Source organism: Vibrio sp. MarTm2 (assembly GCF_027587055.1).
Lineage (GTDB): Bacteria > Pseudomonadota > Gammaproteobacteria > Enterobacterales > Vibrionaceae > Vibrio > Vibrio sinaloensis_D.
Genome location: NZ_JAPPTK010000008.1, coordinates 20,523 through 38,043 on the forward strand (window position 1 = coordinate 20,523; position 17,521 = coordinate 38,043).

The 17,521-nt window shown below is 46.1% G+C and carries 15 protein-coding genes; 4 read left to right on the top strand and 11 right to left on the bottom strand.

The genetic code is table 11. The features are described 5' to 3' along the window. Positions 1–35 precede the first annotated feature (35 nt). A complete protein-coding gene (gene cueR / locus OH458_RS15030) occupies positions 36–422 on the top strand; it encodes a Cu(I)-responsive transcriptional regulator (RefSeq protein WP_038137199.1) in 387 nt (128 codons plus the stop codon). Between the two features lie 51 nt (positions 423–473). Here cueR and vctC read toward each other — a convergent pair whose 3' ends face one another. The 5 genes from vctC to OH458_RS15055 form a co-directional block, all read right to left on the bottom strand. Beyond that, complete coding sequence (gene vctC, locus OH458_RS15035) at positions 474–1,229, bottom strand: iron chelate ABC transporter ATP-binding protein VctC (RefSeq protein ID WP_269978923.1); 756 nt, start codon at positions 1,227–1,229, stop codon at positions 474–476. A 7-nt stretch (positions 1,230–1,236) separates the two neighbouring features. Next, positions 1,237–2,187 (bottom strand): iron chelate uptake ABC transporter permease subunit VctG, encoded by a 951-nt coding sequence (gene vctG / locus OH458_RS15040; RefSeq protein WP_269978924.1) that lies wholly within the window; start codon positions 2,185–2,187, stop codon positions 1,237–1,239. After that, entirely contained in the window at positions 2,171–3,115 is a 945-nt protein-coding gene (gene vctD / locus OH458_RS15045) for an iron chelate uptake ABC transporter permease subunit VctD (RefSeq protein ID WP_039480271.1), read from the bottom strand. The genes vctG and vctD overlap by 17 nt, the downstream gene beginning before the upstream one ends. 69 nt (positions 3,116–3,184) lie before the next feature. After that, a complete protein-coding gene (locus OH458_RS15050) occupies positions 3,185–4,096 on the bottom strand; it encodes a siderophore ABC transporter substrate-binding protein (protein ID WP_038137209.1) in 912 nt (303 codons plus the stop codon). Positions 4,097–4,293: 197 nt separating this feature from the next. Beyond that, complete coding sequence (locus OH458_RS15055; protein WP_269978925.1) at positions 4,294–4,752, bottom strand: RNA-binding S4 domain-containing protein; 459 nt, start codon at positions 4,750–4,752, stop codon at positions 4,294–4,296. Between the two features lie 104 nt (positions 4,753–4,856). On the opposite strand from OH458_RS15055, the gene OH458_RS15060 reads away from it, so the two are divergent. From OH458_RS15060 to OH458_RS15070, 3 genes are all read left to right on the top strand, one after another. Continuing rightward, positions 4,857–5,657 carry a substrate-binding periplasmic protein gene (locus OH458_RS15060; protein ID WP_269978926.1) on the top strand — a complete coding sequence of 267 codons (801 nt, stop codon included), beginning with the start codon at positions 4,857–4,859 and terminating at the stop codon, positions 5,655–5,657. Between the two features lie 312 nt (positions 5,658–5,969). Next, positions 5,970–7,742 carry an EAL domain-containing protein gene (locus OH458_RS15065; RefSeq protein WP_269978927.1) on the top strand — a complete coding sequence of 591 codons (1,773 nt, stop codon included), beginning with the start codon at positions 5,970–5,972 and terminating at the stop codon, positions 7,740–7,742. A 235-nt stretch (positions 7,743–7,977) separates the two neighbouring features. Beyond that, positions 7,978–9,111, top strand: a complete 1,134-nt coding sequence (locus OH458_RS15070; RefSeq protein ID WP_269978928.1) for an insulinase family protein — start codon at positions 7,978–7,980, stop codon at positions 9,109–9,111. Positions 9,112–9,162: 51 nt separating this feature from the next. On the opposite strand, the gene OH458_RS15075 is transcribed toward OH458_RS15070, so the two are convergent. From OH458_RS15075 to OH458_RS15100, 6 genes are all read right to left on the bottom strand, one after another. Then, the gene (locus tag OH458_RS15075) at positions 9,163–10,755 is read right to left on the bottom strand and encodes an ABC transporter ATP-binding protein (protein WP_269978929.1); all 1,593 of its coding nucleotides are present in this window, start codon (positions 10,753–10,755) and stop codon (positions 9,163–9,165) included. Positions 10,756–10,757: 2 nt separating this feature from the next. After that, positions 10,758–11,792 (bottom strand): ABC transporter permease, encoded by a 1,035-nt coding sequence (locus OH458_RS15080; RefSeq protein ID WP_269978930.1) that lies wholly within the window; start codon positions 11,790–11,792, stop codon positions 10,758–10,760. Positions 11,793–11,794: 2 nt separating this feature from the next. Next, positions 11,795–12,880: a microcin C ABC transporter permease YejB gene (locus OH458_RS15085; protein WP_269978931.1), complete on the bottom strand. Its 1,086-nt coding sequence runs from the start codon at positions 12,878–12,880 to the stop codon at positions 11,795–11,797. Between the two features lie 135 nt (positions 12,881–13,015). Then, the gene (locus OH458_RS15090; RefSeq protein ID WP_269979056.1) at positions 13,016–14,779 is read right to left on the bottom strand and encodes an extracellular solute-binding protein; all 1,764 of its coding nucleotides are present in this window, start codon (positions 14,777–14,779) and stop codon (positions 13,016–13,018) included. Positions 14,780–15,073: 294 nt separating this feature from the next. Beyond that, positions 15,074–15,592 (bottom strand): NUDIX hydrolase, encoded by a 519-nt coding sequence (locus OH458_RS15095; protein ID WP_039480241.1) that lies wholly within the window; start codon positions 15,590–15,592, stop codon positions 15,074–15,076. 57 nt (positions 15,593–15,649) lie between these two features. Then, positions 15,650–17,287 (bottom strand): methyl-accepting chemotaxis protein, encoded by a 1,638-nt coding sequence (locus OH458_RS15100; protein ID WP_269978932.1) that lies wholly within the window; start codon positions 17,285–17,287, stop codon positions 15,650–15,652. Positions 17,288–17,521: the final 234 nt, after the last annotated feature.

Below are 17,521 nucleotides of genomic sequence, written 5' to 3' on the forward strand. Positions count from 1 at the left end.
GGAGATAACACTCAGACGTTAGGAGTGAGGAAAACATGAACATAGGTGCGGTCGCTAAATTGACAAATTTGTCTAGTAAATCTATTCGCTTATACGAGGAAAAAGGCTTAATCACGCCGCCTTGTCGCAGCGATGCGGGATACCGAGAATACAGCGATCAGCATGTTCAAGAGCTCAATCTAATCTCGCGGGCTAAGAACGCCGGATTTTCCTTACTTGAATGCAAAGAGTTTGTCGAACTCGCGCAAAACCCAAACCGAAAGAGCCGTGAAGTCAAAGCGAAAGCACAAGAAAAACTCCTTGAAGTTGAAATTAAACTTCGCGAACTCAAAGAGATTGAAAAGCAATTGAAGCAATGGGTGTCAACTTGCCCAGGTGATGAAGGGAGCAAATGCCCTATCATCGAGGATCTCACAAAGTAAACGCTGTAGTGAGTGAAGCCATCCAGTGGCGGCTTCACTCACTTCTGGGTGCTAGTAGTAGGTACACATGCGCTTTCCGTCCACTTCAACGATGTTAAACGGCGTTTCGTAGATACTCTCAAGAATATCCGCTTGAATCACCGCTTCAACACTGCCTTGCGCAACCACTTTTCCCTTTTTCAACGCGATGATCTTATCCGAATAACAAGCCGCGAAGTTGATGTCATGGATAACAACCACAACGGCTTTGTTCATTTCATGGGCCAGTTTGCCGACATTTCGCATAATCTGTAACGAGTGTTTGATGTCCAGATTATTCAACGGCTCGTCTAAAAAAACGTAGTCGGTATCTTGTGCCATCACCATCGCAATAAAGGCAAGTTGACGCTGTCCGCCACTCAACTCATCCAGATATTTGTGTTGAATAGAGTCGAGGTCCAAATAGCGGATCGCCATATCGATCACCGATTGGTCGTTGTCATCTAGGTTACCTTGTGAATAAGGGAATCGGCCAAATGAGACCATTTCACGCACGGTAAAACGCATCGTAATGGTGTTAGCTTGGCGAAGCACCGCAAGTCGTTTCGCGAGTTCTTTGTTATCCCACTCAGAAAGCTCTTGGCAATCAATGTAGACTTCCCCTGAGTCACGAGAAACTAGGCGGCTCGCCATAGAGAGAAGCGTACTCTTGCCCGCTCCATTTGGCCCAATGATTGCGGTCACTTTGCCTTTCTCGAACTCTGCGCTCGCATTATCAACAACCGCAGATTGGCCAAATACCTTGTTAAGGCTTTTTAAAGTAATCATATTCAACCTAAATAATCTTATTGCGCAGCAGCATCGACAAGAAGTACATACCACCGACAAAGTTAATCACGACACTGAGCGTCGTCGTAAAACCAAACAGATTCTCAACAATCCATTGCCCTGCCAGCAGCGAAGCAATAGATAACAGCGACACCGCACCAAAGAGAACTTTGTGGCGATAACTGGCAAACATTTCTCTCGTTAAGTTCGTTACGAGCAAGCCAAAGAACAGCAGAGGCCCGATCAATGCCGTCGAGATCGAAATCAAAACCGCAGACAGCAGTAAGATCTGCAAGGTCACGCTTTTCACATCAACCCCTAAGCTGATGGCGTTGTCTTTATCCAGCCAGAAGACGTCCAGCAGTCGATGAAGGGTGTAGAGTCGCCACGAAATGAAACACAGTAACGGCGCGCTCAAATAGACCAAATCTACATTGATGTTGTTGAAGCTCGCAAACATGTTTGCCTGAACAGTCGCAAAGTCGTTAGGGTCCATGAGCATAATCAAAAATGATGAACCACTATCAAAAACCTGCCCTAATATGACGCCGAGCAACAACAGCACAAGCAAGTTTTGTCGTGCGCCACGGAAGTAGAAGCCAAACAGCAGCACAGAAAAGCCCAACATTGCCGTCACTGAAACAGTAAAGTTGAAGTAGCTGTTCATCGCAATGCCGCTTAACCCACCAAACATCACCACCATCAGAACCTTGGTGAACAAGTAGAGCGAGTCAAAGCCCATGATACTTGGTGTTAATATCCGATTGTGGGTAATGGTCTGAAATGAAAGCGACGACAAACCAATCGCGACGCCCGCTATAACCATCGCAAGAACTTTTGGTACGCGGCGAGACAAGAAGTACTCGTAGTTATCCGCATTAAGCCCAATACCGATGAAGAGACCAGCAAAAACGACAGACACCAACGCCAAACAAACCAACTTATGACGATCGTGCATTTTTCTCACCTTGTAGAATGAAGTAAATGAACACTGCACCACCCAGTAAGCTGATGATGTTTGAAATCGGCAGCTCATACGGGAAGATAATTAAACGTCCTGCCAGGTCGCAGACTAAGACGATGAGCGCCCCAAGGAGCGCGGTAAGCGGGATGTTGCGCCTTAAGTTGTCGCCATAAAAACGACTCACGAGGTTAGGAACAATCAATCCTAAAAAAGGGAGCTTACCAACAATCATCACAACAGATGCTGACATGACCGAAACCAGCAACACCCCAACAACCAACACTTGCTGGTAGTTTAATCCCAAGTTGACCGCAAAATCTTTTCCCAATCCCACCGCTGAAATACGTGTTGCGTACAACAAGCTGAAAATGGCAAACGGAATCGCAACATAGAGCAGTTCGTAATCGCCTTGCAACAAGTTAGCGAAATTCGCCACTGCCCAGCTCGACAAGTTTTGGATTGCATCGTATTTGTAAGCGAAGAACGTCGCGACCGATTGCACCACATTGCCAAAAATGATCCCAACCAGAGGGACAAACACCGCGTTTTTAAATTGAATACGATTGATAAACTGAACGAACGCCAGCGTGCCTAGCATAGAAACTGAAAATATCAGCCAAAGTTGGTTGCCGTTGCCAAACAAAACCAAACTCAAAACATAGCCTAACATCGCGCACTCAATTGTTCCCGATGTCGATGGAGAAGCAAATCGGTTTTGACTGATTTGCTGCATGATAAGACCAGCGATACTAAGGCCTGCGCCAGCTAAGAGCACGGCCGCTAAACGGGGAATGCGACTGGTAAATAACAGATCCCAACTTTGAGGATCGCCAGCCAACAGTTGTGCGACATTAAGCTGACCAATACCAACAAATAGAGACAAGACACTCAAAACTAAGAGCACCCAAGATAACATCTTCAAAAGTCTATAACCTCTTGAACCTAAAAAACCTCAAGCGTGAACTTGAGGTTCTTCATACTTACTCAATAATTAGTTAAGGCCTGTAGCCGACTTAACGTCACTCAACATTTGTTCAGTCGCACGCATGCCCGCGATAGACAGGTACCAAGCGTTGATGTCTAAGTACGCCATTTTTTTGTTTTGGTAAGCACTGGTCGCCTTCACCAAATCGTTCTCAAAATCGCGCTGAACCGTGCTGCCTTTGCCTTTGTTGATCAAGATATCTTTATCGACGATCAGCAAGGTTGATGGGTTATGTTCGCGAATAAACTCATAAGAAATTAGATCACCATGTCGACTCTCTTTGATGCCTTTCACCGTTTCAGAGAACCCGAAATCTTTGTAAATGGAGCCAAAACGTGACTTGGCCCCAAACGTTGTAATGTTGCCACCGGCACTCATCACTGTCAGCGCATCAACATTGTTTGTTTGGTTGTAGCTTTGAACTTGTTTGAAGTCTTTATCTACCTGCGCGATTTTCTCTTCAACAAAATCTTGCTTCTCGAATACTTCACCTAACTTGCGCCACTCCTCCTGAGTCGCTTCCCAGTACCCTTTGCTCTTATCTAGCGCATATACAATGGTTGGAGCAATTTCAGAAAGCTCTTTGTATTTCTCGGCGCCACGAGGACCTACGATGATCAAATCCGGTTTTTGGCTGTAGATAGTCTCAAAATCTGGTTCAAATAAGCTGCCTGCCGAGACAAACTCACCGCTTCGGTATTGTGACAGATAGTCAGGGAACATACTTACTGTCGAGACTGCAACCGGCTCAATGCCAAGCGCCTTAACGGTATCCAAAGGCCCTAATCCAATGACCACAACACGCTCGGGCTTGCTCTCTAACGCTGTCTTCCCTTGTGCATGTTCAATTTCGATGATTTTTGCATTCGCATTAAGAGCGGTCATCGCCAGTGCTAGTGCCACAACTTTACGTTTCATTTTGTCCATCCTCGATGTTTTAATGCAACGCATTATCATTTAGATTTGTATTATTGTCACTATTCAAACAATAAAAATGTGGCTAAGTGATGATCTTGTAATCAGTTGACTCGGAGGAAGTTGGCGTTTGTATTAAGAGGATGGGAAGAAAAGTGAGAAGAGAAAAAGATCGCTGGGACCATAGCCCCAGCTTGTAGTTAGAAGAAATCGATGGAAGATCGGCCGTTACTTTTGTTTTTACTGCCTTGCGATGGTTTAGATTCCTTACCCTTCGCTTCACTACTCTTCTTCGACTTGCCCTTTTTAGATGACGAAGAACGGTTGTCGCGCTTAGGTTGATTTGCGTTTGAGCGCTCTTTGGCCTTTGATTTTACCGCTTTCTCTTCTGGCTCTGTCACTGGCGCATCACAAACGACAACGTAATATTCCTGATTGAACTCAAAAAAGTCACCATCATACATTTTGCGACGTTTTCGTGTTTCCAACTCACCGTTAACAGCGACATATCCTTCGGCAATCAGGTGTTTTGCTTCTCCACCACCGCCAACCAAGTTAGCGATTTTGAATACCTTATATAACTCAATGGGATGAGAAGACACTTCGATACCAATCGCTTCAATCTCGATCTCTTCGCCTTCTTGGTACTCTTCAGTCATAACGAACTCTGTAGTGTGTTTTGTCAATTCGGAGAGTCTAATGCCAATAAGTATAGAAATAAACTAAAGTTACTAATAAGTGTTCTAACTCCAAAGGTATCAATGTGTTTCGATGGCTACTCGCCGCTATTGCCCTATGGTCAAGCTATGCCAATGCATACGAGCCACCTACACCTGTCACTGTGTATGCGGATGACTCCTACCCGCCATACAGCTACGCGATCAATGGAGAAACAAAGGGCATCTACACAGAAATACTCCAAATCATTTTCGCCCAAATGGAGGATTACGACGTCAAAATCAAACCGATCCCTTGGAAGCGGGGATTAAAAATGTTGGAGTTAGGTAAAGGCTTTGCACTTTATCCGCCCTATTACTACGCCAATCAACGACTCTATATATCGCCCTACTCAGAGCCGATTCTCGATGAGCAAGTCGTCGTGTTTTGTCGCCCTGACAAGGTGGCGGATCGTCAACTTGATACCTGGCCCGACGACTATCTGGGATTAACGATTGGTATTAACGAAGGTTTTGCATTAGGCGGGCAAGCATTCTGGGATGCCGTAACTCAAGGGAAATTGACACTGCGGCCGTCAAAAGGTAATGAATCCAGCTTGCTAAATCTATACAAACGGCGCACAGATTGTTACATCAATGACCGAATATCTATTCGATGGTACATCAATCAAATGATCAAAGATGGCCAGATTGACCGAGATTGGCAATTGAAACTCGGCTCCGTGGTGAGTAGCGAGCAAGGTTACTTAGGGTTTACCAACCAACAGCCTGAGCTCTATCCCTATAAGCAAGACTTCATTACGCAGTTCAACCGCCATTTAAAACGGTTAAAGCAAGATGGCACGATTGACAGACTTGTTGTCGACTATTTAGATGCTTACAAATAACATACGCGAAACAACGAATGCGCAAAATTAACAAGTAGATACTCATTTTGTTAGCATAACACCCCGTAAAGTAAGCATTTCATTGTCGCTGGCCTCCTAACTTCGGTTAAGAATCGGGTCAGACGTTTGATAGCCCTCCAACTATTGATCACCGTTTAACGACAAACCTCACAATAAGCATTAATTACGTTTGAAATGTCCGACGTAATTTCGTTTAGTAGTCGGCAGCCCATTAACAAGTCGCACGAATTGTCGTAATAATTGAGATGAATAATAGACCTACCGATCGTTGTTAAGGTATGTCCCAATCTTATGTCGCAAACTATTAAAAGTATCGTCCCTCGCCCTAAAATCACTTTGGTCTCAGAGTGTGGCGTGGCGGTCGAATCAGTACCACAAGACCTTGCTCACTCTCTGACTGGCGCAGAGTTAGATGAGCTCATGGATGACCATTTTAAGCATATGATCGATGTGCTTAACGATGGCATTTTTTATATGTCTGATACTGAGCATGTTTGCTTCTACAACCCAAGCTTTTATCAAAGATTCGGCATCCAATCCGGTCATACCTGCCTAGAAACATGGCTTGATCTCGTTCACCCGATGGATCGTTTGATGCTGCAAAGCAAAGTTGACGAGCATATCGCCGAAGACGATTTCAAAATGGCGACCCAATATCGTGTACGTTGCACCAATGGGCAATACGTTTGGCTAGAAGGAACGGCGATAACCAAAACTGTTAACGGTAAACGGTTTATGATTGGTTGCCACAAAGATATTTCCGACAAAAAGCTGATGGAGGCGTTTGTACAGCAAACCTCTTTCAAAGATGGGGCGTCTGGGCTTTCCAACGAGCACAGATTGGTCATGGATATTGACAACATAGACCCACTTCGTGAACCGCATAGCTTGCTTTACATCCAAGTCGCTAATATTCGTTCCTACTTATCACTCTATGGTCCTCAAATCATGCGTGATGTGCTTAATCACATCATTGAAGCGCTTAATCATTTCCCGGAAGACTTGGTTGACTTCTATCGTATACGCTCAGATGACTTCGCAATCTTGGTTAAAGGGGATTGCAGTGACGAGCAACTGACGCAACTTGGTGAGCGCATCTCCGAGAAGTATAACGAAGCGGTAAAAACGTTCGGCTATCTGTATGGCACCGAAATCAGTATCGGTATTTATCCTTCGATACCAGCAGAGCTTGACGCCGAAGAAGCGATAAAAATCGCAAGCCGTACTAGCCAGTTCGCTAGCGAACAAAAAGACAGCCACATCAGCGTTTATGCCAGTAAGACCAAATCACGCGTAGACCGCCATTTTTATATCGAACGCGAGTTAGGCAACGCCATTAAACAAGGCCTACTCTCGATTAAGTTTCAGCCGATTATTTGCACCAAACGAAACGCCATTGCGAGCTTTGAAGCGCTGGTACGCTGGAAGTGCAAAGATATGGGGGAAATATTTCCAGACGAGTTTATCTCTGTTGCGGAAAAGAAAGGGCTTATCGTTGATTTAGGTTATCTGGTGCTATCCAAAGCATGTCATTTTATCCAGCAATATCAAGCCACGCATAACAACTCGGTACGCGTTAACGTCAATGTGTCTGTGCTGCAACTGCTCAATCATTCCTTTCCTGAGCGAGTAAAAAAGGTCGCTGACGAATACCTAATTGATCCAAAACACATCGTACTCGAGTTAACCGAAACCATGATTTTGGATGGCAACAAGAACGCCGCCGACCAACTTAACAAGCTCAGCGCGCTCGGGTTTCAACTTTCTTTGGATGACTTTGGCGCGGGTTACAGCTCGTTAAACAGCTTTTTTGATTTTCCGCTACAACAAATTAAGATCGACAAATCCATCGCTTGGCGATCTTTCACCAACCCTGCAACCTTTGAGTATCTCTCTTTCGTGATTAAGTTATGCCAAGCCTACGATGTTGATATTGTCATAGAAGGCATAGAAAACGCGCAAATGGCCCAAGCGTTTACTGACCTCGGAGCCTCCTATTTACAAGGGTATTGGTTCTCTAAACCCCTTTCATTCGCAAGTGCTAGCCACTATACTGCGATCTAACCCTCTCAAAAATAAGACATATTTAACATATCAATATTTAGTGATTGACTATGTCACTTAAGTTGTAGAAAATTTGCACGATTTTTGAGATATGACACGCATTCAAAAGCTCCGTGTAACCTCTCAAATTAACGCAATCAAGGATTCGATTCGTTACCGCCTGTCAGATCACACACCGTCATCAACAGCGCTTGAAACAAGGAAAGTCATAATAAACTTGTTTTAGGAGAACTTTGTGTTTAAACCATTACGCCAAATCGTCACTGCAACCCTTTCAGCGAGCTTACTGCTTTCCCCTTTTTTCTCCCTATCAGTAAGTGCAGAGCAAAATCATTTTAACTGGTTTGAACAAAGCGACATCACGCTACCTAAAGGCACGAAAGCAGGTAAACTTAGCAATGCCATGCGCTACGTGTTGTTACCGACTAGCCGCAATACACAAGCGCTTTCTATCCGTGTTCGTTTGACTGACCTTCCAATTAAATATGCGTCTGTCGCTCAGACGTTGACGCAAGACAATGGTTGGGAGTTGGTTGAATTTAATGGCAAAAGTGTGCTCAAACGCGACTTCGCTGACAATAAAGAAGAAACCTTAGCAGAGGCAATCTCGCAGCTCGCAGCGCTATTTAAGAGCGAGGAAGCGAAAGGGGTTTTCTTGCCATCACAAACCGATTTGGTTATTGCTGGCAACTTTAAAAACCGTACTGCGGCAGAGTTAATTAGCGACAATCTTTCTGACTGGAAATCAAGCGAAGCGTTTTCTGCACCTGCTCAGCTAAGCCTAATGCCGAAAAGTGTTTCTGACGCTCCTAAATCCGAAAAACCAACGGTGTCTTATTCTGCACACACACCACTTGTTGATACGGCAAACAGTAAGCAACAACGCAAAAAGCTACTTACTGTCACAATTGCAAACAAAATTCTAGAGAAACGCTTGGAAGAAGCGTTTGCTAATCAAGATGTTAAAGTCGAGGTTTCAAATCAGATTTTGGCGCAATCTAGCTTGGTTTCTCAAGTTTCACTCACGAGTGAAGACAGCGAGCAGGCGAAAGCCGCACAGCAAATCATCGAGCAAGAGATCAACCGTGCGCGCTCAAGCGGTTTTAGCCAAGTAGAGTACGAAATGGTGGTGTCGCAACTTCGCAAAGAGCTTGAGGGGCAAACTCGCCCACATGATGAGGCATACACCGCTCACCAAGCTGACCAGTTGATTAAGGCGATCGATGAAGGCCGAGTCTACACCTCCCCTTCTTACGACTTAGATCTAATGAACTTCCATGTCGCTCATATGAACGAGTACGACATCAGCAATGAGTTTGAGAGCGTGTGGAAAAGCCCTATGGAGCTGATCATCATTCCAAACAGCTAATTAGCACTCATTGAATCGAAAACGCCGTCTACTTAGACGGCGTTTCTTTTTCTATAGACTCGACAGTGTAACAAGCTCCTTGGTATAGGGGTGCCGAGGAGCAGTAAATAGCCCTTTCGTTTCGCCTTGCTCCACAATTTCTCCTTGCTTGAGCACAATGGTGTAGTGACACAAAGACTTAACGACATTCAGGTCATGGCTAATGAATAGATAACTTAGCCCGTACTTCTGTTGCAGGGATTTAAGCAAATCGAGCACTTGCGCTTGAACCGTTCGATCTAAGGATGAGGTTGGCTCATCGAGCAATATAAATTCAGGCTTTAGGATAAGCGCCCGTGCAATCGCAATACGTTGTCTCTGACCTCCGGAGAACTCATTTGGATAGCGATGGCGGGAATCCGGATCCAAGTCCACTTCTCGCATCACTTTAACAATCATTTCATCGATCTCTTCATCGCTCAGCTGTTCATGAACACGCAATCCCTCCCCTATCACTTGCGCAACGGACATCCTAGGGTTAAGTGCTGAAAACGGGTCTTGAAACACCACTTGCATGCGACGCCGATATGGCAGCATCGCCTTGCGGTCAAGTCCTTGAAGCTCATTACCTTGGTAGCGAATAGACCCTTCGGAGTTGACCAACTTGAGAATCGCCATACCTGTTGTCGACTTACCAGACCCGCTTTCTCCGACTAACCCGATGGATTGACCACGAGACAAACTGATTTGCATATCGGTGACAGCTTTTATGTGCGAAACCACCCGTTTGAACACGCCGCCAGTGATTGGAAACCAAACCCTAAGTTGCTCGACATCCAGTATTGGTTCGCTCGGCTCACTGACAACAACCGGTGTCCCCCTAGGGTCTGAATTAATGAGTAACTGGGTATAAGCGTGACTAGGTGACTGGAAGACTTGTTGACACTCGCCCACTTCGACAAGATGCCCCTCTTGCATTACGGCAACGCGATCCGCGATACGGCGCACAATGCTTAAGTCATGGGTAATAAACAGCATTGCCATACCGAGCTCTTGCTGCAATTGTTTGAGCAAGTCGAGGATTTGCGCCTGAACTGACACATCGAGCGCTGTTGTTGGCTCATCGGCAATCAGAAGCTCTGGTTCATTAATCAACGCCATCGCAATCATTACGCGCTGCCGCTCGCCTCCTGACAACTCGTGAGGATAGGCGTTGATTTTGACGCTTGGGTGGCGAATACCTACTTTTTCCAACCATTCGATGGCGATGGTTTCCGCTTTACTTTGTCTAACGCCACGGTGAATAGAGAGAGTTTCCACCAGCTGCTTGCCAATTTTATGCAGCGGGTTTAAAGAGACCATAGGCTCTTGAAAGATCATTCCGATTCTTCCCCCTCTGATGCCTCTCAGCTGCCGCTCAGAACATTGCAGTATGTCGATATCATCAAAGGTAATTTTACCTTCCAAGTAATGCGCGGAGCCTTTGGGTAGTAGCTTTAGAATTGAGTTTGCAGTCACCGACTTTCCAGAGCCACTCTCGCCGACAAGCGCTAATGTTTCCCCCTTACAAATCGACAACGAAACCTGATGGGTCACCTGTTCTATGTTCGCCTGTCGGCCAAAGCCAACAGACAGATTTTCCATGGTTAGTATCGGATGAGTCATGGCTATCTCCCTTGATGATGCGGGTCGAAAGCATCGCGCACGGCTTCACCGATAAACACGAGCAGTGTCAGCATGAGTGACAAGACAATAAATGCCGAAAACCCTAGCCACGGCGCCTGTAAGTTTGCCTTTCCTTGCGCCAAGAGTTCACCTAACGACGGTGAACCCGCGGGTAAACCAAAGCCAAGAAAGTCCAATGAGGTTAAAGTCGTCACCGAACCCGACAAGATAAACGGCATCATGGTAAGTGACGCTACCATCGCATTGGGCAACATGTGCCTTAACATAATGCGATTGTCACTGACGCCCATTGCCAGCGCGGCTCGTACGTAATCAAAATTACGACAACGAAGAAACTCAGCGCGAACAACCCCTACCAGACTCATCCAGCTAAATGCGACCATAATACCCAGTAGCCACCAGAAATTTGGCTCAACGAAGCTGGAAAGGATAATCAACAAAAACAAGGTAGGCATACCAGACCACACTTCGATAAAGCGCTGACCAAGCAAATCAAGCCAACCTCCGTAGTAGCCCTGTGTCGCCCCCACAACCACGCCAATGACGCTTGAGATAATGGTCAATACAAAACCAAACAACACCGAAATTCTAAAGCCGTAAATAATTCGCGCCAACACATCTCTTCCTTTGTCATCTGTGCCGAGCCAGTTCACCGCATCAGGCGCCGACGGAACCGAGCCTTGAATATCAAAATTAATCGTGTCGTAACTAAACGGAATGAGCGGCCAAACAATGGTTCCTTTTTCTTCAATGAGTTCAACCACAAACGGGTCTTTGTAATCGGCTTCTGTTTCAAACTCTCCGCCAAACTCGGTTTCTGCATACTGCGAAACGATCGGGAAATACCATTGATTGTCGTACGTTATCCATAACGGTTTGTCGTTGGCGATCAGTTCTGCAAACAGGCTGATAAAGAAGAGCAAGGCAAAGACCCAAAGCGACCAAAAACCGCGGCGATTGGCTTTAAATCGTAACCAACGAGCTTGATTGAGTGGGTTGCGTCTTTTTTCAATCACAGTTAACGAGCCTCAAAATCAATGCGTGGATCCACCCAGGTGTAGGTCAAGTCGGAGATGATACTGAGCAGTAATCCGAGTAAGGTCATGATGTACAAAGAACTGAATACGACGGGGTAATCACGCTGGATGGTCGATTCAAACCCAAGCAGCCCGATCCCTTCGAGTGAAAACATCACTTCAATGAGCATTGACCCGGTAAAAAAGATACTGATAAAAGCGGCTGGAAAGCCAGCGATTATAATCAACATGGCGTTGCGAAACGCATGCTTGTAGAGAATGGCGCGCTCATCGAGCCCTTTCGCTCTTGCGGTCACGACATACTGTTTGTTGATCTCATCCAGAAAGGAGTTTTTGGTCAGCATGCTTAAGGTCGCAAACCCACCAATCACCATCGCCAATATCGGCAAGGTTAAATGCCAAAAGTAGTCCATCACCTGTTCATACCAGACTAACTGTTCAAAGTTACTCGACACCAAGCCCCTTAGTGGAAACCAACTGAAATAGTTGCCACTGGCGAACAGAATGATCAAAATGATCGCGAAGAGAAACCCCGGTATGGCGTAACCCACGATCACGACCGCACTCGACCAGACATCAAATCGAGAGCCATGATGGATTGCTTTTAAAATGCCAAGAGGGATGGAGATCAAATAGATAATCAGAGTACTCCACAAGCCAAGTGAGATGGAGACAGGGAGGCGCTCAACGATCAAGTCAATGACATTGCCGCCTTTGAACAAGCTTTCACCAAAGTTGAATGTAGCGTAATTTTTGAGCATCTCTACATAGCGCTCAAGTAGTGGCTTATCAAAACCAAACTGCTTTTTTATCGCCTCAACCACTTCTGGGTCCAAACCTCTCGAGCCTTTATAGCCAGAGGCACCATTTTGGTCGTCAGCGAGTTCCACTTCGGCACCACCGCCAGTAAAACGCTCCATAATGCCAGAGGTATGCCCTTCCATCTGGGCGATCGCTTGCTCTACCGGCCCACCGGGCGCAATCTGAATGATAAAGAAGTTAATGGTAATGATCGCCCACAAGGTGGGAATCACCAAAAGTAGTCGGCGAAATATATAGGCAGCCATGTTTCCCTCTGCGTATTTCAGAGCCGCGAAGCAATGCGCTCTGGTCTCTTAGCTATTACTGCTGTAACGCGTCACCTTCTGGTTCGCATCTTGTGATAGCGCTACAGCATAGTAGCCATGTGAATTAGACAATCACTATTGACGTTTCTCAGGCAGTTTTTGCGCTTTCTCTTTAGAGACCCACCAAGTGTCTTGGCCAAGGTCATACTTCGGCATAATCGCCGGGCGCTCAAACTTATCCCACATCGCGACGCGGTATTTGCTTAAGTGCCACTGTGGAATGACGTAGTAGTTCCATTGCAATACACGGTCAAGCGCTTTACCAAGCGTAAGCAGTTTTTCTGGGCTCTGTTGGCTTTTCGCGATTTGCTCAGTCAACTCATCGACAATCGGATCCATCACTCCTGCCGTGTTGTAGGTGGAATCGATGTAATTGGAGTTCCAAACGATCAGCAAGTTTGGTCCTGGGTATGGATTCGCGCGATAGGATGAAGAGACCATATCAAAATCACGATCTCGAAGTCGTTTGATGTATTGCGTGGTATCCACCGTTCGAATCTTCATCTCTATGCCCATTCGCTTTAAGTTTTTCTGTACGGGTATCGCAATCCGCTCTGTGGTCGGGCTATAAATCAGCAGCTCAAAGCTAAACGGTTCACCGGTTTCGGTGCTGGTCATCACCTTGTCTTTTAGCTCCCACCCCGCTTCTTTGAGCAGTTTGAACGCACTTCTCATCTGACTACGAATACGACCAGAGCCATCGGTAACTGGCGGCTGAAACTCTTCAGTAAACAAACTTGGAGGCAGTTGATTTTTGTACTTGGTCAGCAGGGCGAGTTCATCGCCTTGTGGCGTACCTTTGGCCTCATATTCCGTGTTTTGGAAATAGCTCCGAGTACGGGTATATTGGTTGTAGAACAGGTTGTTGTTCATCCACTCGAAGTCCATCGCATAGTTCAGCGCCTGACGAACTTTCGGGTCTTTAAAAATGGCTTGTTGAGTGTTAAACACAAACGCTTGCGCATTGGCTGGACGCTCGTGAGCGATCTCTTCTTTGACGATGAATCCTTTGTCAAAATTGACGCCTGTGTAGGAGTTCGCCCAAAACTTGGCTACGTTTTCAATCCGAAAATCAAACTCGCCCGCTTTGAACGCTTCAAGCATGACGGTTTCGTCTCGATAGTAATCGTAGGTGATGGTTTTGAAATTATCTCGCCCTACATTCACCGGGAGATCTTTAGCCCAATAATCGTCAACAAGTTGGTAAGTGACGCTTTGCCCAGACTTATAATCCACCACTTTGTAAGCCGCGCTTCCCACTGGCGGAGTCGATAGCGGCTCTGCGAGGTTTTTGTCTTGCCAATAGTGCTTGGGTAAAACTTGAGTGTTCTGCGCAAAGCGGAACATTTTCTCTCGGTTCGGCTTAACCATGTCTACGCGAACCGTACGATCATTTTTAGCCGTGACGGATTTTATATCTTGATAATAGACTTTGTACTGCGGCACACCTTCTTTGACAAACTTGTCGAAAGTGAACGCGACATCATGCGCGGTAATAGGTTTACCATCATGGAACTTGGCTTTAGGATTGATATCGATTTCAATCCACTGATAGTCGTCTGAGTAGCGGACTCGCTCCGCGATAAGGGGATAGTAAGCGTCTATTTCGTCACTTGGGGAAAACATTAAGGTATCGTAGATTTCGCCAATGCCTGCCGCGGAAACACCTCGAGACCCAAATCGGTTAAAGCTGTCATAGGTGCCAACCTGACCAAAGGTCACCGAGCCGTATTTTGGTGCATCTGGATTAACGTAATCAAAGTGCGTAAAATCCGACCCATACTTCGCCTCGCCAAACCCGACAAGAACTTGCGTTTCAATCACATCAGCGAAACTCATTTGAGCAGACAACAGCAGTGAGCAACCCACCGCGAAATGACGTACTTTCCCCATATACTCATCCTTTAATAATCTGGTTTATACGCTCTACAGTACGAATAATTAATATTAATAATTCAATTACTTGGATCAGTATAGAAGCGGAACAATGTTTATGTAAACGATTTCGTTAGGACTGGGGATCATTGTGAAGCAAAACAGTTCTTGAAGGAAAGTGTACGCGAAGCCACTGAAAGTGTTCCTAGAACAAGTAGGGTTGGGTTAAAAAAGAGTCCGCATTTTGCGGACTCACTGTTAGAGCATTTCTTTGGCGACTAAATGGAGCAAAAAGGTTTCTCGCTCTATGCTCATGCCTTTTTTCGGGCTCTCTGCCATTGTTTTTTCATTATGAGCAATCGCGTCATGGATGTTCATCCATACGGCTTTCATGCCGTTTTTTATCTCATAATCCTCGTATGAGGTTTCACCCAACTGGCGGTCAATTTTACAGGTATAGCAATAAGAGATCATATGGACAATGTCTGCATCGTCTTTGTACCAAGGGCGAAACTCTTCATAGATTCCGTAAGGCTTGATAGAGTGAATGTTCTGCGCTCCGGTCTCTTCCTCTAGCTCTCTAACCATACCTGCGATAACGTCTTCACCATCATCCAAGCCGCCACCTGGAATCGTGTAGTCGTGATAGCGCTCCGTGTAGAGCAGTAAGATGTCTTCTCCATCAACCACAATGGCACGAGCCGCGTTTCGTTGATAGATGACTTTATCGTCTAGATGGTCGATGTCAGGGTGAACGGTGGTGTTTAAATGTCTCATTTACAGCTCAGCAAAAAAATTTGTGCCGATTCTACCACATCACCCTGTCTCCTCAAGTTACGCCAATTTGAAGCGGTTGATCATCGACATCAGGTTTTCCGACACATTGCGCAGCTCTTTACTGGCGCTCGCCATCTGTGCTGATTCCTCGGAGACACTCGATGCCATGTCATTTAAGCTCACCACATTTCGATTTATGTCGTTGACCGTGACCGTTTGTTCCTCTGCGGCGGTCGCGATGTGTTGATTCATCTCTTCAATCGTGTGAACTTCTTTGTTGATTCGTGTTAGCGCCTCACCGGCTTGCGAAGACAAGCTCGACGCATTGACGGCTTTGGCAGCGCCCTGCTCCATAACCGTAACGATATTGCCGGCGCCATTTTGCAGCTTTTCAACAATATTTTGAATTTCCAGCGTCGATTCGTGAGTGCGTAACGACAGGCTTCTCACTTCATCAGCCACCACCGCGAATCCACGTCCTTGCTCACCCGCCCGTGCAGCTTCAATAGCAGCGTTTAGCGCGAGTAAGTTAGTTTGCTCAGCTACCCCACGAATCACTTCCAGCACAGTGTCGACATTTTTTGCGTCACTCGCCAACTGCTCAACCACATGACTGGCCGAATCCATTTGCTGCGCTAGTTGATTCGCTTCATTGACGTTTTGGCTTATGATCTGATGGCTGCTATTCGTTTCATTGGCCGCTAGACGGCTGGCATCATTCGCTTCAACCGTCCGGCTCGCCACTTCCTCTACCGTTGCAAGCATTTGTGTCATCGCGGTGGCCAGCATATCCACATCAGACTGCTGCTGATTCAAACTGTCATCAATATGGTGAACAGACGTCGACAACTGATTTGCCGCGCTCGATACCTGGCTACCCGCATCGCTAATGTTCAGCATAATTGACTGCACAGAAGCGACGAATTGGTTGAAGTAGCGCGCAAGCTGAATCAGCTCAGAGCTGCCCTCTTCGGGTAACCGCTGAGTAAGATCTCCCTCGCCCTTCGACAACGCCTGCATCGCGCGCACAGAGCGTTTGAGGGGGGACGTAATGGTTTTAATGAAGAACGCAATCATGAGAGAGAGAACCGACAAAATTGCGACCGCGTAACCGAGTGACGCCATTTCTGAACGCTCAGTCGCCGCTTGCAACGCAACCATATTCATTCCCGAACCTATCATCCATCGCCAAGGCTGAAACATCAGTGCATAACTGGTTTTAGGGTCTGTTGTTCCTTTGTCTGGATTGCGCCAAGTATAGTCAACAAACCCTCCTCCACTGCGCGCAGTTTGATAGAGTCTCTGAACAAAGTACTCCCCAGAACTGTCTTGCAATCCCATGATGTTTTTGCCCAACAACGAGCTCACACCCGTCGCGAGTTGGATACCCGTATTGTCACCAACAAAGATGTAGTTGTCGCCGTCAAAGCGCATAGCGGAAACTGCTTTTAAGGCACTCGCTTGCGCCTCTTTCTCGCTCATTTCACCGGCACGATAAAGATCGTAATAGTGCTCCACAACACCGTGCGCAGACTCCACTATCGTCATGACGCCGCGCTCGTAGTTTTCACGCATGTGCTCACGCGATTTGTCGATATTCAAATAGGTGTTCAACAACAAGCCTATTGCGAACAACGCTAATATTGACCAAGCCCGTGTCGCAATGGACACCTTCGATAATCTTTCTATATTCATAATTCCGATCCCTAGCTCTAAACATTGTTCAAGTGCCAAGACCTTCGAAAGAAAGCATTCGGCACTTTTATAAATTTGATAGTTTTAATAAATAAAAATGTAGCAGCTAATAGTGACGAACTTTATGAATTTTGGAGAAAAACTCGATGAAATTTCGTTAATAACAAAAAGGTTATTTTAACTTATTGAGTAGATACACAGTGGAGCTTTGCCACCGAACTTGCTCAGATCACA

What these genes read in the sequence shown, in the direction of transcription:
- cueR (WP_038137199.1), top strand. Translation starts at nt 36, where the DNA reads ATGAACATAGGTGCGGTCGCTAAATTGACAAATTTGTCTAGTAAATCT.
- vctC (WP_269978923.1), bottom strand. Translation starts at nt 1,229, where the DNA reads ATGATTACTTTAAAAAGCCTTAACAAGGTATTTGGCCAATCTGCGGTT.
- vctG (WP_269978924.1), bottom strand. Translation starts at nt 2,187, where the DNA reads ATGCACGATCGTCATAAGTTGGTTTGTTTGGCGTTGGTGTCTGTCGTT.
- OH458_RS15050 (WP_038137209.1), bottom strand. Translation starts at nt 4,096, where the DNA reads ATGAAACGTAAAGTTGTGGCACTAGCACTGGCGATGACCGCTCTTAAT.
- OH458_RS15055 (WP_269978925.1), bottom strand. Translation starts at nt 4,752, where the DNA reads ATGACTGAAGAGTACCAAGAAGGCGAAGAGATCGAGATTGAAGCGATT.
- OH458_RS15065 (WP_269978927.1), top strand. Translation starts at nt 5,970, where the DNA reads ATGTCGCAAACTATTAAAAGTATCGTCCCTCGCCCTAAAATCACTTTG.
- OH458_RS15075 (WP_269978929.1), bottom strand. Translation starts at nt 10,755, where the DNA reads ATGACTCATCCGATACTAACCATGGAAAATCTGTCTGTTGGCTTTGGC.
- OH458_RS15085 (WP_269978931.1), bottom strand. Translation starts at nt 12,880, where the DNA reads ATGGCTGCCTATATATTTCGCCGACTACTTTTGGTGATTCCCACCTTG.
- OH458_RS15090 (WP_269979056.1), bottom strand. Translation starts at nt 14,779, where the DNA reads ATGAGTTTCGCTGATGTGATTGAAACGCAAGTTCTTGTCGGGTTTGGC.
- OH458_RS15095 (WP_039480241.1), bottom strand. Translation starts at nt 15,592, where the DNA reads ATGAGACATTTAAACACCACCGTTCACCCTGACATCGACCATCTAGAC.
- OH458_RS15100 (WP_269978932.1), bottom strand. Translation starts at nt 17,287, where the DNA reads ATGAATATAGAAAGATTATCGAAGGTGTCCATTGCGACACGGGCTTGG.